At 48.5% G+C, this 26,863-nt stretch carries 21 protein-coding genes; 4 read left to right on the forward strand and 17 right to left on the reverse strand.

What is annotated here, in order from left to right; all coding sequences use genetic code 11:
- Nucleotides 1-109 precede the first annotated feature (109 nt).
- The 3 genes from grpE to F1593_RS11390 all read right to left on the reverse strand — a co-directional run bounded on the left by grpE (nt 110) and on the right by F1593_RS11390 (nt 2,341).
- On the reverse strand, nt 110-910 hold the full coding sequence (grpE, locus tag F1593_RS11385; protein WP_172632053.1) for a nucleotide exchange factor GrpE: 801 nt from the start codon (nt 908-910) through the stop codon (nt 110-112).
- A 409-nt stretch (nt 911-1,319) separates the two neighbouring features.
- Entirely contained in the window at nt 1,320-1,454 is a 135-nt protein-coding gene (locus tag F1593_RS29600; protein ID WP_268907041.1) for a hypothetical protein, read from the reverse strand.
- A 317-nt stretch (nt 1,455-1,771) separates the two neighbouring features.
- Complete coding sequence (locus F1593_RS11390; protein ID WP_149401688.1) at nt 1,772-2,341, reverse strand: HdeD family acid-resistance protein; 570 nt, start codon at nt 2,339-2,341, stop codon at nt 1,772-1,774.
- A 532-nt stretch (nt 2,342-2,873) separates the two neighbouring features.
- Between F1593_RS11390 and F1593_RS11395 the strand changes: the two genes are divergently transcribed.
- Nucleotides 2,874-3,878 (forward strand): diacylglycerol/lipid kinase family protein, encoded by a 1,005-nt coding sequence (locus F1593_RS11395; protein WP_172632054.1) that lies wholly within the window; start codon nt 2,874-2,876, stop codon nt 3,876-3,878.
- Here F1593_RS11395 and F1593_RS11400 read toward each other — a convergent pair.
- The 5 genes from F1593_RS11400 to F1593_RS11420 all read right to left on the reverse strand — a co-directional run bounded on the left by F1593_RS11400 (nt 3,796) and on the right by F1593_RS11420 (nt 12,908).
- Nucleotides 3,796-5,211 carry a Vgb family protein gene (locus F1593_RS11400; RefSeq protein WP_149401690.1) on the reverse strand — a complete coding sequence of 472 codons (1,416 nt, stop codon included), beginning with the start codon at nt 5,209-5,211 and terminating at the stop codon, nt 3,796-3,798. The two genes, F1593_RS11395 and F1593_RS11400, sit on opposite strands and share 83 nt — an antisense overlap.
- Nucleotides 5,212-5,493: 282 nt before the next feature.
- Nucleotides 5,494-6,186 carry an HAD hydrolase-like protein gene (locus tag F1593_RS11405; RefSeq protein WP_235932553.1) on the reverse strand — a complete coding sequence of 231 codons (693 nt, stop codon included), beginning with the start codon at nt 6,184-6,186 and terminating at the stop codon, nt 5,494-5,496.
- Nucleotides 6,187-6,475: 289 nt separating this feature from the next.
- A complete protein-coding gene (locus tag F1593_RS11410) occupies nt 6,476-9,820 on the reverse strand; it encodes a glucodextranase DOMON-like domain-containing protein (protein ID WP_235932554.1) in 3,345 nt (1,114 codons plus the stop codon).
- 856 nt (nt 9,821-10,676) lie between these two features.
- Nucleotides 10,677-11,630, reverse strand: a complete 954-nt coding sequence (locus F1593_RS11415) for a hypothetical protein (protein WP_149401691.1) — start codon at nt 11,628-11,630, stop codon at nt 10,677-10,679.
- Nucleotides 11,631-11,786: 156 nt separating this feature from the next.
- Nucleotides 11,787-12,908 (reverse strand): threonine aldolase family protein, encoded by a 1,122-nt coding sequence (locus tag F1593_RS11420; protein ID WP_149401692.1) that lies wholly within the window; start codon nt 12,906-12,908, stop codon nt 11,787-11,789.
- 247 nt (nt 12,909-13,155) lie between these two features.
- On the opposite strand from F1593_RS11420, the gene F1593_RS11425 reads away from it, so the two are divergent.
- The 3 genes from F1593_RS11425 (at nt 13,156) to F1593_RS11435 (ending at nt 16,705) form a co-directional block, all read left to right on the forward strand.
- A complete protein-coding gene (locus tag F1593_RS11425; RefSeq protein ID WP_149401693.1) occupies nt 13,156-14,691 on the forward strand; it encodes an MFS transporter in 1,536 nt (511 codons plus the stop codon).
- A gap of 221 nt (nt 14,692-14,912) precedes the next feature.
- On the forward strand, nt 14,913-15,824 hold the full coding sequence (locus F1593_RS11430; RefSeq protein ID WP_172632055.1) for an LLM class flavin-dependent oxidoreductase: 912 nt from the start codon (nt 14,913-14,915) through the stop codon (nt 15,822-15,824).
- Between the two features lie 389 nt (nt 15,825-16,213).
- On the forward strand, nt 16,214-16,705 hold the full coding sequence (locus tag F1593_RS11435; protein ID WP_149401695.1) for a peroxiredoxin: 492 nt from the start codon (nt 16,214-16,216) through the stop codon (nt 16,703-16,705).
- Nucleotides 16,706-16,830: 125 nt separating this feature from the next.
- Here F1593_RS11435 and F1593_RS11440 read toward each other — a convergent pair whose 3' ends face one another.
- The 9 genes from F1593_RS11440 to F1593_RS11480 all read right to left on the reverse strand — a co-directional run bounded on the left by F1593_RS11440 (nt 16,831) and on the right by F1593_RS11480 (nt 26,519).
- Entirely contained in the window at nt 16,831-17,121 is a 291-nt protein-coding gene (locus F1593_RS11440; protein ID WP_149401696.1) for a hypothetical protein, read from the reverse strand.
- Nucleotides 17,122-17,621: 500 nt separating this feature from the next.
- The gene (locus tag F1593_RS11445; protein ID WP_149401697.1) at nt 17,622-18,461 is read right to left on the reverse strand and encodes an alpha/beta fold hydrolase; all 840 of its coding nucleotides are present in this window, start codon (nt 18,459-18,461) and stop codon (nt 17,622-17,624) included.
- A gap of 82 nt (nt 18,462-18,543) precedes the next feature.
- Nucleotides 18,544-20,394, reverse strand: a complete 1,851-nt coding sequence (locus tag F1593_RS11450; RefSeq protein WP_149401698.1) for an MraY family glycosyltransferase — start codon at nt 20,392-20,394, stop codon at nt 18,544-18,546.
- A gap of 419 nt (nt 20,395-20,813) precedes the next feature.
- Entirely contained in the window at nt 20,814-21,914 is a 1,101-nt protein-coding gene (locus F1593_RS11455; protein ID WP_149401699.1) for a glycosyltransferase family 9 protein, read from the reverse strand.
- A gap of 320 nt (nt 21,915-22,234) precedes the next feature.
- Nucleotides 22,235-22,672: a Fur family transcriptional regulator gene (locus tag F1593_RS11460; protein ID WP_149401700.1), complete on the reverse strand. Its 438-nt coding sequence runs from the start codon at nt 22,670-22,672 to the stop codon at nt 22,235-22,237.
- 234 nt (nt 22,673-22,906) lie between these two features.
- Nucleotides 22,907-23,806: a metal ABC transporter permease gene (locus tag F1593_RS11465; protein ID WP_149401701.1), complete on the reverse strand. Its 900-nt coding sequence runs from the start codon at nt 23,804-23,806 to the stop codon at nt 22,907-22,909.
- A 21-nt stretch (nt 23,807-23,827) separates the two neighbouring features.
- Nucleotides 23,828-24,757 (reverse strand): metal ABC transporter permease, encoded by a 930-nt coding sequence (locus tag F1593_RS11470; protein WP_149401702.1) that lies wholly within the window; start codon nt 24,755-24,757, stop codon nt 23,828-23,830.
- Nucleotides 24,758-24,764: 7 nt separating this feature from the next.
- Entirely contained in the window at nt 24,765-25,586 is an 822-nt protein-coding gene (locus F1593_RS11475; RefSeq protein ID WP_149401703.1) for a metal ABC transporter ATP-binding protein, read from the reverse strand.
- Nucleotides 25,587-25,595: 9 nt separating this feature from the next.
- On the reverse strand, nt 25,596-26,519 hold the full coding sequence (locus F1593_RS11480; protein ID WP_172632056.1) for a metal ABC transporter solute-binding protein, Zn/Mn family: 924 nt from the start codon (nt 26,517-26,519) through the stop codon (nt 25,596-25,598).
- Nucleotides 26,520-26,863: the final 344 nt, after the last annotated feature.

Consider the following 26,863-nt stretch of genomic DNA (forward strand, 5'->3'; position numbering starts at 1 on the left):
GGGTATAAATAAAATAGTATGCTTTGTATTGAGTACAGATAAATAAACGTTTCTTGTCGGGCTATTTTAAATGGTACCCGGCAAGCTCAGAAATAATGCGTGTGCTTCTTTATGATGTTGTTGTATAGCGATACGTTTCAACAATTTCGGGGCGTAAGATGCGATTTTCGTAGCGAAAGCCTTTGCGTAGCCGACGTGCGATATGTCTATCCAGTGTCACATCATGAGTTGGGATAACGTGTAAAACGCGCTGCTTCTGCGTAACAAAGATCTCCTCTTCAATCTCAAAAGCTTCAACGCCATTATTGCTCAGCATATCTTCTACGGTCTTTGAGAAGGATTGGATATTCTTAATAATCGTCTCATCCAGATCTGGAAATTTTTTACCCATACTCTCGATAATGCTATTCATATCATCGTAGAGCGTGATGAGTTCCATAAATAATGGACGCAGGATCTTGAAATGCAGTCCTTCGCGATAGCCCTGTAATTCGTTGTGCAGGACATCGATCAAGCGTTCTTTGCTCTCATCATACTTGACCTTGGTATCAAAATCCTGCTTCAATAGCTGCATTTCCGCCAATACCTGCTGGACTCCCTGAACTGTTTCAGTCAGTAAATCCGCTACATATGGTTCTGTTAACACAACAGGCTCGCTTGCCCCTGTAATCTCAGCTTGAATTTCAGCGGCAGTTTCAGGTTGATCTATAGCAGGAGCCTCAGCTTGAATTTCAGTGGCAGTTTCAGGTTGTATCTCTGTTGAAAGCTCGGATGTGGTCTCAGAAGGGGATACAGGTGCATTATTTATATCTGGGATAGTTGCTGTTGGGTGGTGTGTGGTAAGGATCTCTGCTATAATGGGGGAATTTGAAAGAATATCAGCAAGGCTGTCTGATGGATCTTCTAGCATGTATGAACCTCGTCCTATAAATGAAGGAAAATAAGATGGCATTCCTTCGTGCTTAAATTTTTGTGTAATGAAAATAGATTTAATAGTTTATGGGATAAGTAATACTTTAATAGTATATTCTGATCTAAGAAGGTTGTCAAGCAATAGCATAGGTACATTTTTAGCATGCTAAAGAAGCCAAAAGAGTTTGAGGAATATTATTTATAATTGGATTATTGTGGAGGATACTGACGGTTGCTAGCTTTAGGTTTGGGAAGGAGCCAGATATGGGATCATCCACATAACACAAAAACTTCCCACGGTCTTAATGGTAGATCACACTGCCTGAATATGTGGCTGTGGATTGTGCATACCATCGATTGCCGAAGGTCGTTCTCATGCGTGGGTAAGTGTGTCATATGAGGTCGACCTAGACGCGATCATTAAATTGGTTGCGTTTCTTTTCTTTTGCCCTGCGTATTGACTCACGATGATAGGACATATAGCTGGTGGTACAGATGAAAACCAGAATGACTACGACAAGAACGAGTATGATGGATTGCATGGGATGCTCCTTAATGCATACATATGCTGTTGGATATGAGCGTGCTCGCGTATTTCTGTGTATTATTGTATGTGGTACACCGCTGCATACGGGGAACATGGTTGGTGGGGACTGAACCCATAGCAATTGCTACGATCCCTTGTAAGTATACACTATTTTGCCAGGGATGCAATTTTTCCGTTATTTCTTTACACACTCATAAAACGCAAGCATGTTATTTGGCTACAGGGAGAACAGGAATGATGGAATTTGGGACTTACTGCTCTGGTCTCAAATCCACCATTCCTGCATAGAGGAAGCGTATGATAAGCTGCCAATCAGGCGTTAAAGCCGCCCATACGATTATTCTCTGACATGAGATTGCTTCTTGATCGCATCTGGAAGGCATGGACGATGAATAGGATGCCGAATACAATCGCGTAAACACCGAGCAACCAGAGCAGGGATAACAGGCCAGCGCCTGGCCGCGCGTAAAGCAAAATTCCAAAGATGATTGAAAGCAGGCCAGCGACACCGATCATCCAGTTACGGGTCGTGAAGGCCGCGCCAACTTCTATCACTCCTGTAATAATAGCCCAGGCTGCGACGATATAGAGGAGGATAAGCGCCGTCTCGCCGGGCCATACAAACGCAACGATACCAAGAATAATGCTCACAACCCCCTCCACCAATAACCATTTCCAGCGAGGCAGGACATCTCGTTCCTGAATGGCGGCTACGACAGCCATCACACCATCGATAAGTGCATAGGCACCGAACACAATAATCAATGCCAGCAGGGCAATCCCTGGAATAGCGAGCACGATGATCCCGAAGATAATCGCGAGCACGCCCCGTACCAACAAAGCTCCCCAGGAACGTTGCACGGTGTTAACAGATGGATTCATCAAAATGGGGCCTCCTTTTTAGCTATAAACCATCCTTTACTACTTTAACCACGCCCCGGCCCGCTTAATGTGACAGCTAAACTGAGCCCAACGCATCTCAACTCGAGCATACATGGACTATAATTATTTGTAATAAAACGATAAAACCGACACACAAGTTATTTTTTATCGATAGTGTTTGATTCCCACTCCCATTGAGATCTTGCTGCTCACCTGCTGGCAGGCGCGTGCGCGCCTGCGCCTTTTTAGTATGTATTGTAGAAAAGTTCTGAGAATTTTTTCTACAATACATACTAAAAAGATATTTGAGCACTGTAGGTGCGAAAACTCATGCACAGAGACCGTGGAGACCACGGGAGGCAAACACACTCTAGCAAAGGATAGGGATGTGTTGATAATAGCGCAGGTGATCTATGCGTGTCTTTTGCGCATATAAAAGCTCACCCGAATCTTTATCTAATGCGTACTAAAGGTAGTGTTTATTTTTTATGAGATGTGAAATGCTATCCAATAGATATATAGGATGAGATATATGCAGCAAGAAATGCAAGACCAACCTATCGTTTCCTCCAGACAGGAGCAGAAGACAGCGATTGCGATTGCTAATCCTACCGCGGGTAGCTATACCCAGCGGCAGTCACAAATCGAGGACACGATGCGCTATCTCCGGGAGCACGGCTGGGATATCGAGCTCAAGTTGACGCAGGCTCAGGGTGATGCTGGTAAATTCACCCACGAAGCTGTCCAGCAAGGCCTGGATGTGGTGGTGGCCATCGGTGGCGATGGCACAATCAATGAAGTGATCCAGGAATTGGCTGGCAGCAATACCGCGCTGGCTGTCCTGCCTGGCGGTACTGTCAATGTCTGGGCGCGCGAAACTGGTATCTCTCTCGATATTATGGAGGCTCGTGAGGTACTCTTGCATGGACAAATGTGCCGTATCGATCTGGGAAAAGTCAACGAGCGTTACTTTCTTCTGATGGCTACTATCGGCTTCGATGCTGAGGTGACCCACGCCGTTGAGAAGAATCCTGTCAAGCGCCTGGGTGTGATCGCGTATGTGGTTTGGGGTACCTGTTTCGGTTTTGGCTATCGTGATTTCCATGCTGACTTAAAAAGTGAAGGAAAAAACAAACACTTCCATGCGTTACAGCTCGTGTTTGGCAATACTCAGTTATATGCAGGTAAGATCAAATTTACGGAGCATGCTAAATTCGATGATGGCAAATTGGATGTCTGTGTTGTGCGTAGCACGACCATACTGGGTCGTCTGGGTATTCTGGTTGATTTTGTCTTACGACGTCCCGAGCGTAGGCAATGGGTTTATACAGAAATGGCTAATACCATTGAGGTTCGTACCAGCAAAGCCGTCGCGATCCAGGTTGATGGTGATCCCGCTGAGCATACCACAGCCAATGGATCTCCGACAGTGATTGCTGTCGTCCCGGATGCGCTCAAGGTGCTCGTACCGCAACACCTGCCAGAGGCATTATTCTGTGCACACAAAACCCATTCCCTGACTGCTGACAAGGCATAGTTACTGAGAATGCTCTTCCCAGGCTTCTCCCTGCACCTGGAGTATGCTTTTGATGGAGTTCCATATCGGGTTGTGTAGATGGCAGAATTGGGAAGGTAAGATTGCCTATCTGTCCGGTATTCATCTCAGTAAACCAGACGCTCCCTTGCTTGCCACCAGTAATACTGAATGGAAGGGCGTCGGGGGTAGGAAGTGTGAATTCGCTCATTGAACCATCCATCGTAATGCGCCCGATCTGATTGGCGTGTTCTTCAGTAAATGCTATTGTGCCATCTCCTACGGCGCTGATGCGGCTAAGGACGCTGGTGGGGGTTGGCACCTGAAACTCGGTCAGAATACCGGCAGATGTGAGGCGTCCAATGCGATTGGTTGTGCGTTCGGTAAACCAGAGCGCACCGTCAGGACCAGTGGTAATACTGAACGGTTTAGTATCTCTGGTGGGCAATGGAAACTCGGTCAGGATACCTCTGGTCGTGAGACGACCAATACGGTTTCCATCGGTCTCGGTAAACCAGAGCGCACCATCAGGACCCGCTGTGATATCAGTGGGATCGCTAAGGGTAGCGGGGAGGAGATATTCGTTGACTGTACCGCTGTTGTTGATGCGTCCGATTTTATTCAGGGTATCTTCAGCGAACCAGATGGCATCATCGGGCCCCTGCGTAATACCCAGCGCAATCACATTGGGAGCAGGCAATTTATACTCGGTAATAGTAGCAGCATTAGAATCTTTAGCTGTTTTGCTTGCTGAAGAGGTAGTTGCGAGATGTCCAATGCGGTTGTTTTCGGCGAACCAGAGTGTGCCATCAGTCGCCAGGGTTATCCCTTCTATATCCGTATTTGCGGTTGGTATGGAATAGCTGATGACGTTGCCATTGTTTGTGACGCGATCAATGGTACCGCTTTGCAGATCGGTCACCCAATAGCTTCCATCCAGGCCCTGTTTGATTGCAATGGGCAACGCGATACCCGATGGCAATTGGATCTCGTTAAAGGTTGCCACTAATTGTTTTGAGGATTGCACAAGCTGTGAAGCCGCCTGAACATGGATGATTGTTTGCTGATGATCATCATGATTGGCCTCACCCATCACATGGTACGTTGTCTGGGATGTCATAAGTTGATCACTGCGGGCGCGCATTGTTTTCCCACTCAACACGCTATCGCCATGCCCACTCTTCTCCCCGGGTTTATCCTTTCCCAGTGCTTGTGTTATTGATGCTGGCGCCAGCACAACAACGAGTAACAGGTACAATGTAAGCAGTTCCAGAAACATGCGCGTTTTGAATTCACCTGGATAATATTTGCCTGAATGGTCGTATTGATAACTCATAAACCTCACACTTACCTCCACTTCCCCTGTAATCAAGCTCGACATACCTTCATATAGAAGTTTCTACCAGACCTCAACACTACAATTACCGGCCATCGTCTCTCGCAAGAGGCACATAATCTGTCTTAATGTACAGAACTATTTTAGCAAAAAATGCTTCATAAGTGATTGTAATACGTAAAAGATATAGAAGATAGATGCACTCTTCCTTTTATGTGGTCTCTTACGCTTATTTTTACAGCTACAGTTACAGCACAGTACAGGTGACATTGATACATTGTCTTAAAAGTGTTCGCTCAACTCGGCAAATTTTTGTAAGACGAGATGTTTACCTGGACCATCCAGCCATAATGCGGTGAGTTCGGCGCGCCAGGTGTGGGCATGGGGTATGAAGACAGTGTTCAGACCGGCTTGCCGTGATGCATTGATATCTGAATGTGGTGAATTTCCAATCATCCAGGTAGTAGTGGCGTCGAGATGGAGCTGTTGCAACAGTTGTTGGTATGCTTCTGGATGCTTTTCAGGCAGGACAATAATATGCTCGAAGTAGTCCGCCAGACTGGAGCGTTCGACTTTCAGTTGCTGTTCTTCAGCGTGCCCTTTCGTAACCAGCACGAGTGTATGACGATGACTTAGATCTCTGAGTGTCTGTTCAACTCCGTCCAGGACCTCCATCGGATGGTTTGCCAGTTGCGTGCCGAAAGTACGGATCTGCTCAATATCCTCATCTTGTATTGGGCGCTCGCTTAATTGACGATAGGTTGCGATCAGACTTTCCGTAAATTTTTGGAAACCATAACCCAACTGATGTTGTATTTCGTTGATCACAGCTTCAACTTCTTGTGGGCTAAGTGTGGAGTGACGTAAAAATTGAATAAAATTGCTGGTAGCTTGCTCGAAGTAAATGTTATTTTCCCATAATGTGTCGTCGGCATCGATGAATAAGGTGTATGAAATGTGTGTGTTCTGCGACATAATTGCTTCCTGGACCTCCTGATTGTTTGCGTACTGCAACCATAGCAGAGATATATTGTTTGCGCAAGAGCTCTTGTATTTCAAGATATGAATTTTAAACTATTCAGGTACCCAGTACCTCTCAAGCCGCCTTACGGCGGCGAAGGAGGGGGTTTGGCGGGGACACCCCGCACCCCGCGAAGGGGCCTTGCAGGCCCCTTCGACCCCCTTGCTGAATAGTTACGAATTTTAAATTGTTCAGCACGTGAGATAAGAGCGCCCTTCCGCCAGGAGGGAAGGGCGCCTGGGATTATGGGATAGTCACCGCTTGTAACACGACTGTATGCTTGGTGTAATCAAGTTCGTCGGATTGACTAACTCCGTTAGGTGTGAGGGTATCCATGATTTTGGGCACTGTAGTTGGATCAACCGTACAGTGGGGATCATTATTCGCCGTCTGGCAAATGCCAAAGCTGTATGCACCGGGTGTTGTAGTGAAGGCACGTGCCTGGTCCGGGCTGTAGCCATCCTGACCGGTCAGGGTGACAGTGAATCCCCAGCTGGATGTAGGGGTACCCAGGATGGCTTTGGGAACACTAAATGTTATGGTACGTGAGATTGCGTTGGCGCTGATTGTGATATTTCCCAGCGTTTTGCCTTGCCCATCGATATAGCGTTGTCCGAAGCCTTCTACCTCCAATAACTGGCTCCAGGCTGCGCTCTGCGCCAGGGTATAGTTGCGCTGTGGATATGCAGCGGCCGTTGATAGCACTGCGGCATTGGGATTATGCACGTAGACGTCGATTAACTGTGCCCCTAGCGCACTACCAAAGGTTGGTGTCAGATCGCGTGTTTGCAATTTAAAGACAATCGTATCGCCAGTATCATAGACACGGAAATCCTGAATATCATACGCGCCTGCATGGAAATCTGCGGCAGTTGGGTAGGCATAATTTCCGGGACCATAATCATCATTGCCTGGATCATGACTCTCAAAGAGGAGCGTACCGGCTGTGTAATCATAGTAAATGGTACGTTGATCATGCGCCGTCGCACCCTGCGGGCTGAGCGCGACCGTATTCAAAACGGTGTTACCACCTGTGACAGGTATGGATGTTTTAAATGTACCATTGCTGGCGACTTTTATCATGGCTGTACTGGTCTGGCTCTGTTGATCAGTATTGGTGGCTGAGATAACAATCGTGTCGCCTGCTGTCCCTGTGCCAGTAACTGTGATCGGAGAAGCGCTGACGGCTGAATTTTGAGCTGGCGAGGTTATCGTTAACCGGGCCTGACTGGTTTTATGCGCGACATAGCGCTGATAGGTATCGTCTGGTTGTTCACCTATCTTCTGTGTGGCGATATCGTTGAACAGACGAACATAGGAAGCTGTCGACCAGGTAAGAGGATTGGCCGAACCGTCAGGTTTGCCAATTTGGAAGCCAATCGACGCCGTGGTAGGATCAGTTCCATAGGCAGAAGGAGCCAAATTTGCGCTATCCCAATCCTGTTCTGGGATCAGCCCCACGCCTCCGCTCAATTGTTGCATACTGGCTAATAGTGATAGTGCTGTGCCTGTCGCGCCATTTGCCAGTTGATATTCGCCACGTTCCGCGCTCAATGCAGGCCAGATATGACCTGCCCCCTTACCACCGGGCGCCCAGGGATGTCCATCATTAGCACCATCGCCATAACCATCCCCGTTATAGCGATCCCAACCTGCCCCGCTTGCCGTCTGTACCTTGATCGTCTTATCCACAACAGCCAGTGAATTGGCGATATCGGCATCCTGAGGGGATAATTCACCTAGACGAACCAGTTCTAGGAAACCTGCATCGATGACGCTGCGCTGATCCAATGTAGGGCCACCATTGCCGAGATTATAAGGATTGGCGATATTGGGATCACCTGTCTTGGAGAGACGGATGAAGTAGGGTTGCTTTGAGAGTGGACCATTGTCGGTCACGGTCCAGCTTTTGAGTGAGCGCTGCCAATCATCTGCTACTCCGCGCCATACAGTGGCACTTGGCAGATCGTGGTTCTTTTGGGCAATATCGGCCGCTGCGACCAATCCCGCGATCTCTGCTGCAATTGTAGAAGGAGAATAGCCACCTTGCTCCTCCCAGCGTTCCACCCCATAGGATGGGCCATGGCTGATTACAAAGTTAGCGGCCGCTTTGATATGGTTTTTATACAGAGTAGCATCCGTCATGCCCATCTGATAGGCCATGATGATTGGATAGCTGGCCTCGTCGAGTTGTGTATTGAACGAATCAGGGGCCGTTTTGCCATTGAGCAGGCTATTGCGTGGCATCGAGCCATCTGCCTGTTGCTGATGATAGAACAGAAAGTTAACCGCGTCACGTGCTGTACTCAGATCGCCATCGAGATAGAGCGCGGTCCACGTCTCATAGAGATCGCGTGCGAAAATCTCGCGATACGAGCCGAAGTACGTATTATTGGGATCACCGGCTGAGATAGCCTGTCCCCAGGGAGATGCCAGACTGGCGACAATTGCACCTGCAAATGTTTTATCCTCGGAAGCCTTGATGACATTGGCATTCAGATAATATTCCTGCAGTAGTTTGCCTGGATCGATATGGCTCTGCGTTACCTCCGCGGCCTGTGGATGGGGTATCTTTAACTGCGTATCATAGCGCAACCAGCCAGCCGTATATTGTGCCAGAATAGTTGCGAAACTGCTATTTAGCGAACCACGGACTGACTGCACGGCTGCAGTTTGCGTTTCACCAAAGCCCAATGCCAGCGTTAAATCCCCCTTATGGGAAAGATCCGCCTGTGTTGTCTGCACCACATTGCCATCGATGGCATCGCTTGTAAGCGTCGTCAACATATGGGATGTGTCCAACTGTTGTAAGCCATCACTACTGGTATCTACAAAACCACTACTCGCCTGTTTAAAGGGTAGGGATGCATCCAGCGCACTGTAGACAGGTTGAGCATAATCCCGATTTGCAGCGTTTGTCTTTGTATTTGTATCATAGGAGATCGGTATTGATCGCCCCTGCGAGGTATCGATGGCCGCATTGTCGGCCCCGCCATTGCCCGTGCCACCGCCGCCATTGCCATTGATGGTTGCGTCGTAGCGTATATAGAGCTTATAGTCAGATACTGTGCCGGTCAGTGGCGTAAAACGAATATTTAGCACGACCGTGTTATGATGTGGATCAGTCACATAATCAGTCACGATACGATACTTCCCGCTTTTCGCGGTCGAAGTCACCTCACATGCCAACTCTGGGCCATTTAGCTCTTTCACGGTATACGTCATATCGCGCGTTTGCAGATCCGTAAAGCTACGGCCATCCGTCACCACGAACTGTAACGTCTTCACATTCGTAGTATCGATAGTTGGATAATACACATCGCTGAGTACTCCATCAGCCACCGTATACCATACTTTTGATGACGTATTTTGAGCTGTTCCCAGACAATCCTTGCGTGCCAGATCAAAATAAGCAAGCGCTCCTGGACCGCCAGCCGCCGCTGCCGTCTTCATTGCACCCACCTGGCCGGTATCAATTATCCATCGACCGACAGGCAGCAGTACTATCATCAGCGCCAGCAATACATACCAGTAGAGCTGTCTCCGGGTAAATTGTTGTGAAAAGGCATCATTACCATCTTGCAGCATACATCATTGTCCTTTAGCATCTAAGCAAACGATAGAAGAGACGTCAGGGATGATTCAAGCCATTTGCATACCATGTGCGAAGTATACACTAAAGCACAGAATATTCCTGCCTTTCCAACACTCATAACAGGCTTTTTTGTTATCATCGGCGCGTCCTCCCCACCACAAGTTGTAATGTATACCGATTTGTAAAGGCTTTAAACTTGCACTTACTATGTTTTGTTATGCACTAGATGCAGCACGCTATTAGTTATAGCACCAATATTTAAAAATTTCTATAGGCAAAGCGCCTAATATGGCAGCGATACAGAAAAACATTATTGCAAAGAAAATTTTATCTGCTTATGTTGTGAATACAGCGAAATATTACATAAAATGCAAAGATGGCGAAGTGATACCTTTATTCTGAAAAATGATACCTGGATGATGTGAAAATGATACCTGATGAGGCTTTTCTTTTGGTTGGGGATTGGGTATCCTTAGAACGGAACAGTTGATATACAAGATAGTGAATATAGCGGATAAGCAATGTCATCACACCACTGGCTGATATGCGCCTGGACAGGTTCTCAGTACGCCCTGAGATAGAAATTGGACAGAGGTTGCTCCTTCTATTAAAAACTGGTGGTATATGACAAAAGTCGCCTTTTTCTGACGTCACGGTTAATTGCACAACTCACGATTGTGTGATAGCTCGTCTCGTTCATTGGTGAAAGAGTAGAATGTGATCGCAGTCGCATCCTGCTCTTTTTTGTGCATTTTTGGCTTTATTATGGTTTTTGTTGCTAAGTATTGAGGATAAGGATCGCTAAGGTAGATTGGTTGACAGTGGGTGCATCGGGACTGAGATCTGTTTTTATATAGGCGGAATTCCTATTGCGCTGGCGGTAATGTAGGAGTAGCATTGTAAACCGAAGTAGAGAAGAACAAAGGCGAGAAACAGGCTGTGAATGAGTACAACTTTAGCTGGATGCAGAGGCGTTGATGGTGTATGTTCCTGTTGATATTGCGTGATCATATATGGTAAGGCGAAGAAAGTCCCGCAAAAAAATGGAAGCACAGTGATAAGCTGCTCACTTGCATCGTGCGGATTGAAGTTAGCAAGGATAGGCGATGGTATGAGCATATTCAGTAGACCGACAAGCATGAGATAGCCAATAAAAAGAAGTGGGAGGCTGGTAAGCTGAAATATTCTTGTGTGTAAACGTGAAGTGAAACTGGGAGGAGTTAGGATACTGGTAGCGGATGTTAAGCGCTGCCACTTATGGGTAGTGGGTGGATGGGTGCACATCCAGTGTAGGCCAGTGAGTAAAGTGGCACATGCCAGGATGTTTAAACTGAGAAGCAAGCCACTGAGTAGTCCAATGCCGAGGAAGCGTAGCAGTAATTCACACCTGGATATTTCGTCTTGCCAGCGCTGTGTCAATCGAAAAACGCAGAAGAGGAGCCATAGTATAGCGACCAGAAGTGCGTTTGTACTCACTCCATGCCAGAATGTTAATCCTTGCTCGGTGGCGTAAAGCGGAGGTGCAGCTGCGCTGAGTGTCGACATTACCATCAAGCGCTCTTTCCCACGCGTCGATAACCGGGCGCGGTCAGCTAGTTGTCCAGCAAAAAGCCACGTCAGACCAACTAAACAGAGTGAGAGGAGTAGCGCCGGTAAGGATTGTGACCAGAAAGCATATGCGGTAAATGCAGGAATGTTGATCAGTAACCAAACCCGGACCAGTGCACCAATGAGCAGTATGATGCATAACCAGAGAGGTAGCTGTAGACGATCGCGGAGCGAGAAAAATTGTTTCATAGGCATTTACAATATCATTTTACCGTAGGAATTCGAATACACGAATTCGAGCATATAAAAGGGATATCTGATGAATTAGCAACAGGATACGAGGATCGGCAGAATCAAATTTGCGCTATCAGGTGGCAGATTCCTTTGGCTCCCGCTGATCCTCGTTTGTATTTAGTCCATAGGAGCAGGCTCAGTCTGGGATTGATCGATTTTTTTGAAAAGGAGTTGGAAGAGGCTAACGATTTCTACGGTTGACAGGTCCATTGTGGCATCTCCAACAGCGAGTTCGATTTTTTGATAGGCTGGGATTTGTGTAGGAGAGACGGCACCAAATAGCCAGATATTGGTCTCTTCAGCAATATCGAGGGCAGCTTCAACCAATGCAGTGGCACCTCCGCGTAGGAAAATATGCATCATGTTGGTTTGAGGCACACCCGGCATGATTTCGATCTGTGGGATTACGGCCAGCGCGGCGGCGATGTCCCTGGCCTTCTCATAATATGATTCCATGCGCTCTAGCCGCTCGTTAAATCCTTTGCGGGCTGCCAGAATATAGGGATACAGGGCGAAAAGATTGCCTCCATGACGGCGTTGCCAGATTTTTGCTTCAGCGATAACGTCGGCTGGACCCGCCAGTATCGCACCTGCAATGCCGCCTAAACTTTTGTAAAACGAGACGTAGACAGTATCAAATAATCCGGCAATCTCAGCGTACTCGCGTTGATAGTAGGGTTTACATTCCCAGAGGCGTGCTCCATCCAGATGGATAGGTATCCCACGCTCGCGTGCCCAACTCGTGAGGCTGGTCAAATCCTGCCAGGAAGGAAGTTGACCACCAATCTCGCGCTGTGGCAATTCAAGCAATAGTGTTCCCAATGGTTCGGCAACGGCTTCAAGGTCCGCTACTGTAATTAACTGATAAGGAGATCCGATTAAGCGGCTAGATATACCATGCAGGCGTTGCGCCGCCTGGAATTCATGAAGTTCCAGATGCGAGGTTGCGTGATACCCTACTAGCGGTATATGTTTACGATCTGTCCAGATCCGTACGGCGATCTGCTGTGCCATTGTTCCGCTGGGCATAAATACTGCTGCTTCTTTACCCAATAAGCGAGCCACATCGGCTTCAAAATCGGCAATCAACTTGCCTCCGCCATAGATATCGGATCGCTCATCCGATCCAGTTGTATCAATCAGGGAGCGTAATACCTCCCGGGGTGTAGAGGGATAATGGTTATTCAGGAAGCGCGTACAGGCACGTTGGATCTTTTGCTTGTCTCTTGCGTTTGGCATAGAAGTCCTTCTCTATTCTGAATGAGGTATATGAATGTCATGAATAAATTGAAGTATTGCTTGAAATTTCTGCAAGGAATAAATTCCATCTAGATGAGATTGTAACATGGATAGTTATGAATATCAAAAGCATGGCTCACGCAAGATTTTATCCCACTTTGCCCATGGTCTATACAGCTACTTTATTATACAATAGAGTAATTACTTCAAATTTATCAATCAATTATCTGGAAATTGGAAACATGAGATGAAACAACATGCACAAAATCCTTCAACGCTTAGTAGTCGACCCGTGCCTTCTTCTGTCCCGGGTGGTCAAATTTCGCCGCCAGGAGCTTCAAATAATAAATGGGCCATTTTGATCGTTGCCGCTATTGGTACTTTTATGGCAACGTTGGATTCATCAATTGTCAATATCAGTTTACCCTCCATTGCGCATGAGTTCGGTGTACCACTGAGTGGCGAGGTAGAATGGGTTGTTATCGCCTATCTGGTAGCTACCGCTGCAATTATGCTGACGGCTGGACGTCTGGCTGATATGTTGGGGAAAAAAGTTATCTGGGTTAGCGGCCTGATTATTTTCACTGTCAGCTCAGCCTGCTGCGGCCTGGCGCCGACACTGCCCATCTTAATCATTGCTCGCGCTGTACAGGGTATCGGTGGTGCTCTTACGATGGCTGTTGGTCCCGCTATGATTACTGGCGCTTTCCCGACTCATGAACGAGGTCGTGCATTAGGTTTAAATGCCATCACCGTCTCGTTGGGAATCAGTGTGGGGCCGGTTCTTGGCGGTTTCCTCACCGGTGCGTTATCCTGGCGCTGGATCTTTTTTGTCAATTTGCCTATGGGCATCATTGGTCTGATTGCCACCTTTATCGTACTTAAAGGCGGCATCCAGCACAATGAAGCCCACTTTGATCCTCTGGGCGCTTTGCTCCTTGCTATTGGTCTGGCCTGTATTACCGCCGCTCTCTCATTTGGTGTGGAGCTTGGTTGGCTCTCGCCACTTATCCTGACTCTTTTAAGCATAGGGATTTTGAGTCTGCTTGCTTTGCCCTACGTTGAGATGCATGTTGGCACGCCGGTTATCGTGCTTTCACTATTAAAAAATCGCGTCTTCACATCCTCAATTTTGAGCTTGCTCCTCGGTACCCTGGCCCTCTTCGCCGTGGGCTTTATGATGCCATTCTATCTTGAGGAACTGCGCGGTTTTTCAACCCAACTTTCTGGATTATTGCTGACGCCCATGCCGCTTGCCATCGCCTTTATCGCTCCCTTTAGCGGTGCGTTGGCTGATCGCATTGGTACGCGCTGGCTGGCCGCGGGCGGACTGACCATTTGTTGTATCGGTCTGGTACTGGTGAGCTTTCTTAATGCACACAGCAGCATCTTTGATATTGTCTGGCGGCTCTTTCTTATCGGTGTGGGACAGGCTATCTTTCAATCGCCGAATAACAGTGCCCTCCTGGGTGCTGCGCCCAGAGAGCATCAAGGGAGCGCCTCTGGTTTCCTTGCTACCAGTCGCACAATAGGACAAAGTGTCAGTATTGCGCTGGCGGGAGCGGTCTTTACGAGCCTGGGCGGTGCCACTGCAGGTGCGATCCTGTCTTCTGGCAAGAGCGGCATTCAGACCGCGGCGCTGCAACAGACCTTTGTTAACAGTTTTCATGCCGCTTTCTTGACCTGTGCGGGAGTTGCCGCCATCGGTATTCTTACCTCGCTTGTGCGCGGTAAAGAAGTACGCCATTCCACGCAAAAAGCAGAAGCAGCGATTACAAGATAGCCGCTATTACTCTGTCAAGCTTCATTTGAAGGGCAGGGGTGCAGGAGATGCAATCCCGCTTGAACCTTTCAAATGAAGCCAGTCAGAACACTATATACGTGAAAAAAGAGGGATCTTATGAATGGCCATTACAGCGTCTCTGCTTTTTCATGGATGTTACCTTGATCAGAACAAGTATCATAAGAGAAGAAGCATCTAGAAGTAGATATGAAAGGATTTTTATGGCTCAGGTTGATTTTGGATGGATGGTTCCCGTTGGTAGCGATAATGCTCATCGGCAAGAATTCCTACAGCAGTTGCGTCAGGGACTGGCAATGATTGCTGGTCATTTTGATTCGGTCTGGTTTCCTGATCATCTGCAATTTGATGATCAGCCCTTTCTGGAAGGTTGGACAGCCTTGACCTATCTGGCCGCGCTACAACCAGATCTGAAATATGGTCATATCGTGCTCTGCCAGCTATTTCGTAATCCTGCTTTGCTGGCAAAAATGTGCGCAACCTTCCAATTTATGAGTCAGGGCAACTTCATTGCCGGGATTGGCGCGGGCTGGAATGAGGCTGAATGTATTGCCTACCATATCCCATTCCCGGCACCTGGGCAGCGTGTCACGGAATTGGACGAGGCGTTACAGATTATGAAGGCGCTCTGGCGCGAAGATCATGTTACTTTTGAGGGGAAATATCACCAGGTGACCAATGCTTTCTGCCAGCCCAAACCCGATCCTCTACCACCCATTATGGTGGCTGCCTTCCAACCTCGCATGATGCGTCTGGTGGCTCGTCATGCTGATTGGTGGAATACTGGTTTTAAGGATATCCAGAGCTTGCAAGAGCAAACAAAAATGCTTGATGCTGCCTGTGAGGCCATCGGAAGAGATCCTGCTACCGTCAAGCGTACCGCAATGATCAGATGTTCTTGTGCGCCTAACGAACAGAAATTGAAAGAGCTGGTTGAAAAGGATCCCAGTCCCTTTGGACCGGGAATTACGGGGACGCCCCAGCAGGTTGCGGAACAGCTACACGAGCTAGTTGAGCATGGTCTCAGCTACTTTATGCTCTCGGCGGGCGGTTTTCCTGATCCTACGACGCTTGAGTTGTTGACTCATGAAGTGCTTCCGCTCTTAAATAAATAGTTCAGTTCTCACCACCAGTGCCGCATCTTTGTTAATAATGGCTCTACCAGCAGGATAAGGAATAGATGCGGCATCAATGTTGTTTTCTAATTACTAGCATCGATTATCCCGAACTTTTGAAACAAACGTTCGCTACAATGGGAGTGCAGAGGGCGAAGCCTTCTGCCGGGGTGTGGGGTGTCCCCACATACTTCTTTTCCCCTTTTTGCACGCCGCCTGCGGCGGCGCGAGGAAAAAGAAAAAGGACAGGGGACACCCCTGTAACCCCGGCAAGGGGCTAGCCGCCCCTTGCAACCCCGTTTGTAGAGCGGATTGAAGTGGATCGAACGACTGTTTGAAAAATTTGCTGAATATAATCCACTGATCATAAACGAAAGAGGAGATACCAGATGAGTACACAAGCTGCTGATGGCGGTATCAAAGTAGGCGATATTGCGCCCGATTTTAGCTTACCGACACAAGATGGCAAACAGGTGAGCCTGAAGGATTTTCAGGGCAAAGAGGCTGTTGTGCTTTATTTCTATCCTAAAGATGATACTCCTGGATGTACTGCTGAAGCCTGTACATTCCGTGATAGCTATGAAGCATTTAAAGATGTGGGTGCAGAGGTAATCGGGATCAGCTCTGATGATACCGCGTCACACCAGCAATTTGCATCCAAATATAAGCTGCCCTTTATCCTGGTCAGTGACAATGGTGCTGCGGTTCGCAAACGTTATGGGGTCAAAGATGAGAACACCGAAAAATTTGGTGTTTTGCCTGGTCGTGTGACATTTGTCATCGGCAAAGATGGTATCGTTCTTCACGTTTTCTCATCGTTATTCTCACCAGAGAAGCATATCACCGAAGCCATCACTATCCTCAAAGCTAACGACAAATAAAGCAATTATGACCTATAAAAATGGTGCATCCAACAATGGATGCACCATTTTTATAGGTCATAATTGCATCATTACTCTGTATTTTAGGGGTAGAATCGACCATTCAAAGAAGATAGAGCGATTATTTACCAGGAGGGCGGTTGTTGTGCGGAGAGAATCTGATCGAGCGCGCCATTTACAAATGCATGAATATACATGTGTGTGAGCTGGACCTGGTGGGCGGGTGTGAGAGGATGTGCGTTACATAAGCGCACCAGGGCACGACGTGCCTGTTTAGAACCATACAGTTTTAAGTCGATAAATGCTCGATCTTCGGGGGTATGAACAAAGACAAAGGCACCGGACTCAATGGCTTTGCGCCCTGTGTCCCATGCCTCTTTACCAAAGGGAGCCCAGATGGAAAGTGGAAGCATCATAATTTACCTCGTTGCTTAACGGTACAGGGTTTTCTATACCTACTATAACATAAAAATCTGTACTGTTGCTGAAATATTGCAACCACTCTCCTCAAGATCGCACCGAATAGTAATGGAATATGAGCATTTTAACCTCGACATTGTACATTTTTAGGCTTTTGAGCCTGCGAAAAAGGGCGAGTGCGACGCATTTTCGAGCTCACGTTTTCAAAAATGTACAAAGTCGAGCTAACAAAGTGTTTGACTCCCATGTTCTCCACGATCTCTGTACATGAGTTTTCGCACCAATGGTGCTCAAACAGATTTTTTATCATGTGATGTAGAAAAGGTTCGAAGAACCTTTTCTACATCACATGATAAAAAAGGCGCAGGCGCGCATGCGCCTGCCAGCAGGTCAAACAGTAAGAACCTGATGGGAGTGGGAAACAAACACTTTGTAAATGAAAAGGACCTGTTCTGCAATAGAGGCTTTGCATAAAAGCGTGTTCAAAGGTGCTGCCTTATGCTTGCAGGAATGCGTTGATAGCCTGTAAGAATTCATCAAATTTGTTGCGATGAATATTATGGCTAGCCCCAGGAATCTGGATTGCCGTGCTATGGCCGGGCAGGAGTTTTTTTGCCTCTTCCCATGCGCTATCCGTGAAGGTTGATTCCAGGGCCGGATCGGCGCGCACAAGCAACGTTGGGGCTGATAGTTTGCTTAATAATGGTAAGAGTTCGCCTTCGCGGTCGGTATCCTTGAATACGCTGATGACGGCCTCGCGATTGACATGGCGATTAGCATAGATTTTGCTTTCAATATCCGCTTCGCTCCAGGCTGGATTCTTGATACGCACTTCGGCGCGGAGTTGATCGTCGGGCTTACCGATGTCACCAGTGAAGTAGCTTGCCCGTTTGACAGGATCACCTGTACCCATATTATGGGCAGGATCTTCAAGGATAATCCTGGTGAAGTGTAAACTGGGATAGTCGTTGGTGACTTCACTGGCAAGCATGATGGCTGTGGCCCCGCCCCAGGAGTGTCCTAACAGATAAGGATCTTGCAGATCGAGAGCCTGGATGAAAGCTGCCGCATCGTTAGCTGTATCGTGCAGGCTATAGGTTCCGGGCGCTGGTTGAATGCTTTCACCATGACCGCGCATGTCTAGCGCAAAGACACGGAAGCGATTCGCCAGGGCAGGTCCCAGCCGCACCCAGCTATGTGCTGAACTGGTAATGCCATGTAATAGTACAAATGCCGGGCGGTCCTTTTGTTCTGCTCCCCAGCTGAGATAATGAAAGCGTCCAGCAGGTAAATCAATCATATGTGAAGCAGTCTGTGCGATAAGTTGATCAGTCATATAAGCTCTTCCTATTCTATGTATCTCTATAGTTCCTGACTATTATTATGCCATAGCAGGGCTTCAATGTGAGATTGCCTGATCAGTTTTCATTGGCTTCATTTTTATTATCAGGTAGCAGCGTTTTCCACGGGCTTCTGGTGTTGCCATCGCTGATTTCTTCGGGACGGATCGGCTCGTGCGGGTTTGGCATATCTGCGGGTGGCAGATTTCCGGTCAGGATAGGCTCTTGCACCTCTTGTATCCTTTCGCGAAGCTGGTCGCGCTTGAGTGGTTGCGTCTCCTGTTTTTCAAGGGCCAGTCGATTATCCACTTCCGCCAGTAACAAGGCGATTTCTGGTCGTAACAGGCGGTTGCGTTCCGGGATACGATTCCATTGTGCCAGGGCCGCTGGATAATAGCCTGCCCGGTAGCAATAGAGGCCTAGCATGGAGCGAGCGTCAAAGATGCTCATACGCTGCCAGAGCGCGATATCTTCAGTGGGCGTTTCGATCATATCTTCGCTGGCTTCGATATTCTCGACATGATGATAGAGTTTGACGCCCAGTACCTCGAGCGGATAGCCATAGTAAAGGGCGAGACGCTGATGGCGCTTAAGTCCTGACATAGCTTGCTTGCCAACAAAGTAGTTTTTGGTCCAGGTTCCACTGGTCCAGATAATCCCCATCAGTATAAAGCCCAGGAAGCGGGCCATATAGCGCTGCCAGACGATTGTATCCACCGAGATAAACACACTGAGCGAAGCAAAAATGGCCCCAAGCATCCAGGCTCCATAGACGAGCCGTTTGCGATCCCAACCCAGCAGATCAAAGTGATGATGCAGCGGTGCTGCCAGGAAAGGTAAAGGGAACTCAGTATGTGGCACAAACTGACTGGTGTTGGCGAAGCGTAAAATCTTGAGTCGTTTGCGATAGAGCGGTGTCAGGATACGTGTGGAGATGATGACCGAGAGGGCTTCCAGGACGAAGACACTGCCGATAGTGGTGAGAAGCAGAATTTCGTTACGTGAGAAGATGGCAATTAAGGCCAGCAAACCGCCAAGCGCCAGAGCGCCGCTATCGCCCATATAGATCTTCGCGTGCCGTTTTGATCCAGCACTGCGGCGTGCGGCCCAGGAAGAGGGCCAGTTCCAGGGTAGAAATCCCAGCACGCTGCCAGCGCACAACATTGCCAGTACTTCCAGGACAATCCCCTCAGGGTGATGAGCCAGATCGTCCAGACGTCCTGTAATTGCCAGGGCCAGGGCCAGAGCAGCACTGAAAACCAGGCCGCCAGCCAATCCATCGAAGCCATCGCTAAAATCAACTGCCACAGATGTTGCTGTTCCGGTACAAGCCGTCAGCAATATGAGAAAAATGAACCAACCAAAGAAGGCAGTCTGCGGAAACACAACCAGGCAGGGATGATCACCGATGTTTGGATTACCACAGATCAGCCGTCCCAGAAAAGGCAAATCTTTCCAGAGGCTGTATGATTCTTGTCCACCTGGAAACAGGAAGAAGTAGCCAATGGCGGCGGCAATCGAGACCGCAAAGATACCAGAAAACTTGGCTGCTTCTGACAATCCCTGATTACGGTAGACCTTGCGCCAGTCATCCAGGAATCCTACAATCCCATAACACAGTGTAGCTCCAAGCGCGATCAAGAGTAGCGACCACTGTGCCTGACTGAGATGGAAGAGATAACCAGCGGCAATGCCGGTACCAATAATCGCGATAATAAAGGCTGGCCCACCAACCAGGGGCAATTCAACTGTCTTGATCTCGCGACCACTGGTGGGCATATCCGTGCGATGGGTACCTGGCTTATGTTCTCCACTGCGAAAAGTCGGGAATAGTTTCCGTGCGACCCCACACAGCAACAGGCTACCGAGCAGGCAGATAGCAAAGACGAGTAATAACCAGCAGATTTGCATAAATTGTATGGCATTCATAATTATAGTAAACTCTCATAGCCGATTGGCGGGTAAAATGGCTTCATCTCTCGCTATAGAACGATTATGCATGTGTATATGTCACTACAGTGTTGCTTCACTAGGAGAATAGTCAGAGGGTCGGTGGTTGTGGCTCTATATCTGTTTCTCTCCAGCTTTCATTTCCAATCGCTGATACTTCGAGCTTGTTCCCACTTTATACGTTTCACGCTGCTAAAATTAGGCCATGAAAAGGGAGACTGATCCTCGTCATAAAGAGTATCAGGCTCCCATGATCTCCACAATATCTGTGCATGAGTTTTCGCACCTGCGGTGCTCAAAACAGTTTTTAGTGCGTGGTGCAGGAAAGGTGCACAGCACCTTTCCTGCACCACGCACTAAAAAGGGCGCAGGCGCGCAAGCGCCTGCCAGCCTTGAAGTCAGGCTTGAGCTGTGAATAGCTTCAAGGCTGCTTGTATCACTTCATCAGTGGTAATATTTGAAACTATCGATGCTTGATGCTGGCAATTTTTGGTGAGATAACTTTCACCGCAGAGAGGACAGTCTGTCTGCCAGGAGACAAGGGGTAGATTGCGCTCACGTGTGAGCGGACTGGCAGTGATCATATTAAAGCACCAGTAGATGCCAACTGTAGGGGTCCCGATAGCGTCAGCCAGATGGCGCGGCCCCGTATCGTTAGAAACAAGGATGTGGCTGCGTGCAAGCAAGCCGGTAAGTTTTTTAAGCGAAAGCTTGCCGCCCAGATCACGGGCTGGTGCATGCATCTGTTCTACTACGCTGGCAGTGAGGTCTTTTTCCGCCTCGTTGCCGGTTACCAGGATCTGGGCTCCGGCAGCTACCAGAGCATCTCCAACGCTGGCAAATTTATCCGCAGGCCAGCGACGCCTGGGATCGCTCGCTCCCGGATGCAGTACCGCCAGGGGAGTACGCTCTTCAGGTACAAGCTGAAACGATGCTGCGAGATCCTCACGCGTCACGGTCAATTGAGGAATGAGATAGCTCTCACGCGGTGCTCCCACGAGGCTGGCGACCTCCTGATACCGTACCACTTCATGCTGCAATAGAATATAAGGGAGCCAGCGATCCAGCGCTGGTGCATCCTCGGCGCGCAATCCAATCGTGATACGCGCGCCGAGTTGTTGGATAAAAGGATTGGAGTAACGCCCACCACCGTGGAACTGGCAGGCCAGATCGAAGTGTTCCTGTTCCATTTTTGCAAAGAAGTCAGCCATCTCTAGCGGATCTTCCCGATAGCCTGGCTCCTCACTTACGCCTCCGAAAGGTGGTACGACAATAACACGGTCAATGGGAGATGGACGCGCTTGCATAAAGGTGGCGCACCAGGCTTTGGCAAGTAATACAATTTCAGCTTCGGGATAGGTGTGATGGAGGGCCTGGAGAGCTGGCAAGACGAAAATGAAATCTCCTAACGCATTCGCTCGTAGGACCGCTATTTTCTTAACATCAGGTATGCGGTCAGCATGTCTGATAATGTGCTCTGGCTGATAGCGATACTCCATACTGTATAGGTTCCTTTCCTCAGAGTAAGCTTCGTGATGAAATAGCCCATACTGCTCATCGACATCGTTCATTATACGTATTGCTGGGTATGGTTGGTGACGACGGCATAGGTGACTCGCGCAGAGAATGAGCCTGTGCTATTTTTACGTACAAAAGCCATAAATAGGTACTCAGCAATTCGGAGGCGAGGCTGATGGGTCTGTATGGATCGCTATAGGAGCAGTTATATGGTCATGATGATCATTGTGCGCGTAGTTGAGTACTGCCTGCAGCGTACTGGATAACACTATTGTGGCTTGCGGCATAAGGAGCCGCAGCATTACTGGCGGCAGTTCTGGCAACGACCAAACAATGAGAGCGCATGGCCTTCAATTTGAAAGTTGGTTTGATCTCCAATGGCATGGAGCTGTTCGGCTGGCAGGCAGAGATGAACCTCGACCACACGATGACACTTCGTGCAGGTCAGGTGATGATGATGTGTGCCTCCGCACACGCGATAATGATGTGATCCATCGGCGAATTCGATGCGATCCAGCAAACTTTGATCGACCAACTTTTCGATAGAGCGGAAGACGGTGGCGCGCCCAATGGTAGGTTCGATGGCACGTAACTCTTGCCAGAGATCATCAGTCGTGAAATCATCCCCTTTCTGGGCGAGTTCAACCAGCCGTTCTGCGATGAGGCGACGTGGACGAGTATTACGCTGGCTCATTTCCTCAAAAGCTGCTAAAATTTTATCCCCTATCTCCGTTGACATTGCTATTTCTCCATTTTTAGTGTGCACATAAAATTTCTTGCAGATTGTGCTTTTTGGCTGTTTCACGGTAATTAAGTATGCTATGCTCGGCTAATACCTGTTTGTTGTCTACTTATAGTCTACCACATCCGGACTGGTTTCTGCGTCTCCAGGATTCGTGACGGAGCGCGCCAGCCCTGGTTTTATCCCACATGTGATATCTGTACTGGATAGTTTAATGCGCTTTCTCTCCTCTTAATACAGCGGTGCTGTGTGCTCTTCTTTATCGCCACAGCAAGGGACTATTGGCTCGCACCTGACGACATGGACCAATCCCAGGCGATTGACCAGCACGGCGCTAAAATAGAGGAGCGCGGCCAGTGTGGCGATATAGAAGCCAACAGGCAGATAATGACCGAAGCTTCCTGTGAAGGCCAGTAGTAGACCACCCCAGGTGATGAACAGGCTGAGGGTAATCGCCAGAGTGAGGGATGTGCCGGGACGATGAGTCAAACGGAGCGCTGTTGCTGCGGGCGCGATCAAGAGCGCAATGATCAATAAAACTCCCACGACCAGGATCGAGATTGAAATAGTGACGGAAAGCATCAGCAAGAAAGCCATCGACAAGAAACGGACCGGCACACCACGCGTCTGCGCCACCATTGGATCAATAGATGAGAAGAGCAGGGGCCGATAAAGAATGGTCAGGAGCAGCAGGATAATAATACCGCAGATAAAGGTTGTCATGACATCCGAGCGTTGTACACTTAAGATAGAACCGAAGAGAATACCCAATCCTGAGCTATTAGCGCTGGCGCTACCCGTCTGGGTATAGACGGTCAGAAACAGGGCTCCCAGTCCCAGGGCAAAAGAAAGGACCATTCCAATCTCAACATCGCGGCCACGGATACGCTCTCCAAGAGCTCCCATGCCCAGGGCAGAGATCAAAGAGAAAATGAGCATACCAATGAGCGAACTGAAACCAAAGATAAGCGCTCCCGTAGCTCCCGCAAAACCAATATCTGAGAGTGCCTCACTGGCAAAGGTTTGTGAGCGTAACACGACAAAATAGCCCATACAGGCTGCAATGATAGCGACAATCGTGCCCGCTAAAAAGGCGTTTTGGACAAATTCCTGTTTTAATAATTCTAGCATGCTGCTTTTTATCTACCTCTTTTATCTACGCTCGGCAGGCTCAATGATAGTGGATGAGGTGCTTTCATGGGCGAACTGTGTACTGGCTAGCGAATGTGCTATTGGATCGCGGCCCGCCTGGGAACGGCGTTTTTGCCCTATCCAGTAAGGTGAGACGACGCGCGCTATCAGATAGACAATAAATGAGATGGTTGCGATATAAAAACTGGCCGGCCAGATACCGTTGGCGACAGCCAGCAGGATGCCCCCCCACATATAGCTCAGTCCCAGCATCACGGCGATCAGAAGTGCCCAGACAGGACGATGCGCAAGACGGACGGCGGTCGCTGCCGGACCCACCAGCAAGGTGAACACGAGAAGTGCGCCAACGATCTGAATCGAGACCGACACTGCAATAGCCGTCAGAATCATGAAGATAATTGCCAGCATACGCACCGGAAGTCCGCGTGCCAGCGCGACCATAGGATCAAACGAGCTAAATAAGAGTGGGCGATAGAGCAGCAGAATGGCAAGCAAGGTGAGCAAGCAAGTCACTGCCATAATCCAGACGTCACTATGGCTGATGCCCAGGATGCTACCAAAGAGCACGCCGTAAACACGTTCGGCATAGCCTGAGTAAAGCGAGAGAAACATCACGCCCAATCCCAGTGCCAGTGTCATGATGACCCCAATCGAGATATCACGCTCACGTACCTCTTTGCCCAGTAATGCGATGACGATGCCAGCCACGATGGTAAAGACAAACAGTCCATAGATAGGACTGATGCCCAGCAATACTGCCCCGGCAGCCCCGGCAAAGCCAATATTTGGTAAGGCATGTCCTGCGAAGGTTAGCCCGCGTGCGATCAGAAAATAGCCCACCACCGCTGCTACAATCGCGATACACGATCCCGCCAGCAGGGCGTTGCGCACAAATTCATATTGAAGAGAGTCTATGATTGAATTGATCATGCTAGCCTCATATTTCCGCGCCAACCACAAACATCCGCCCCAATGCTTTCACCACCTCAACCGGAGAACCATACAAGCGGGTAAGCGATTCAGTGGTGATGACCTCATCAGGAGTACCAATGGTGCTCCGTTTATTCGCCACATAAATAACCTTATCCACTACATTGAGCAGTGGATTAATATCGTGCGCAACCAGCAATACTGCCACATTCCGTGCCCGGCAGACATGATTGACCAGGGCCACAATTTCCTGTCCACGCGTAATATCGAGATTTGAGAGTGGCTCATCGAGCAATAAAAGACGAGGATTTGTCAGGAGTGCTTGTGCGATCAACAGGCGTTGCTGTTCTCCACCAGATAATTGTCCTACCGGTGCGTTCGCAAAGTGTAAGGCATCCACTTCTTCCAGTGCCTGCTCGATGATCGCGTTACGCTTACGATTGGGCCAACCGGGTCCCCAACGATGACCATCCAGTCCAAAGCCAACCACATCGCGTGCCCGTAAGGCTAAATCCGCCTCCAGTGTACGATGTTGGGGCGCATAACCAATATCAGTATTTCCTCGATGGGGGAGTTTCCCTAATACTTGAATCTTGCCCGCGCTGGGTTTGATCAGGCCCAGCAACAGTTTTAAGAGCGTGCTCTTGCCCGCTCCATTAGGCCCCAGAATCGTGACAAACTCACCACTTTGTACGCTCAAATTAATATTTTCCTGGATAATCTGCTTGCCCAGGCGTATCTGGACCTGTTCAAGTGAGATAACAGGTGTGCTCTGTTCAGCAGAGACATCTTTCACATGTCTGCCCTTGTCCTGCACGTCTGTGGTCATGCTACCGCCTTATTTGCTATTACCTAACGCGTGTTCTAATGATGACAATTGAGAGAGCATCCAGCTCTGATAGTTTTGATCAGGGGGCATCAACTCGGTGACAGCCACAACTGGAATATGTTGCTGTTGCGCGCTCTTCTGTAATCTGGTCGTGATTGAGGATTGTGTTTGTTGATTATAGATCAGTACTTTTACCTGATGCTGATTGACCTGATTATTGGTTGTCACGACCGTATCCGCTGGTGGATCGTTGCCCTCGGCCATCGCCTTTTGGAAACCTTGCGGTGTCAGAACTTTGAGATTCATCAAGCGTGTCTGATACAGATAAATCGTCTCTGTCAACCCCACAGGCGTTTGCGCATACGTATCTTTGATTGACGCAAGTTTTTGGTCGATGGTGCCCACTGCATTCTGGAAGATGTGGAGGTTGCGCTCATAGTCCGTAGCATGAGAGGCGTCAATCGTTTTGAGCGCGGACGCAACAGCCGCAGCGATGGCTTTTGCATTCGTGGGATCGTACCATACATGTTCGTTATTGGACAATTTGACGGGAGCAATATCGTAGCCCTTTAGCACGGTTTGGTTATTCGCCTGCGTGCTTGCCAGAAGATTGTCCATCCAATCATCATAACCACCGCCATTGGCAACCACCAGCTGCGCCTGCGCAATAGCCTTCACCTGATTGACACTGCTCTCATAACTATGGGGATCGATATTTGGATCGGACAACATACTGGTGACAGAAACATGCGTGCCGCCTACCTGTTTGACGATATCGCCATAGAAATTCTCTGCCGCCACCACCCGAACTAAGCCATTGGTGGTTGACAGAGAACTGCCCTGCCCATTTGCGCTCGTGCCGCAGGAGCTAAGTAAGATGAGCGCGCAAAAGGAGAGAAGTAGCCCTGATGACCGAATTCTTCTGAAATACATAAATCGTACGCTCCTGAAAAGATATTTATGAGTAATGCACGTTGTAATAATTGCAAAGGTTGAAGCTATCAGCCAGCCCCTTAATGAGACCATATCTCTCTATGCGCAGGATATCATACACTTCGAGCACTTGTCAATGAGATATATTCTCATTAACAATGATTTTATGAGCAAATTTTTTTCGATAAGAAATGACATAAAAGCTGTCTACAGGCTGCTTCAGACCTGTAGACATTCGGGCTCTATTATTGGTATGTGGTCTCAATAGTCTTGTTTTTTATAGAAGTACATGCCATACTCTATAAGTGATTGTTTGCAAACATGACAAAGCAGAAGCGCTGATA

Source organism: Dictyobacter arantiisoli (assembly GCF_008326305.1).
Lineage (GTDB): Bacteria > Chloroflexota > Ktedonobacteria > Ktedonobacterales > Ktedonobacteraceae > Dictyobacter > Dictyobacter arantiisoli.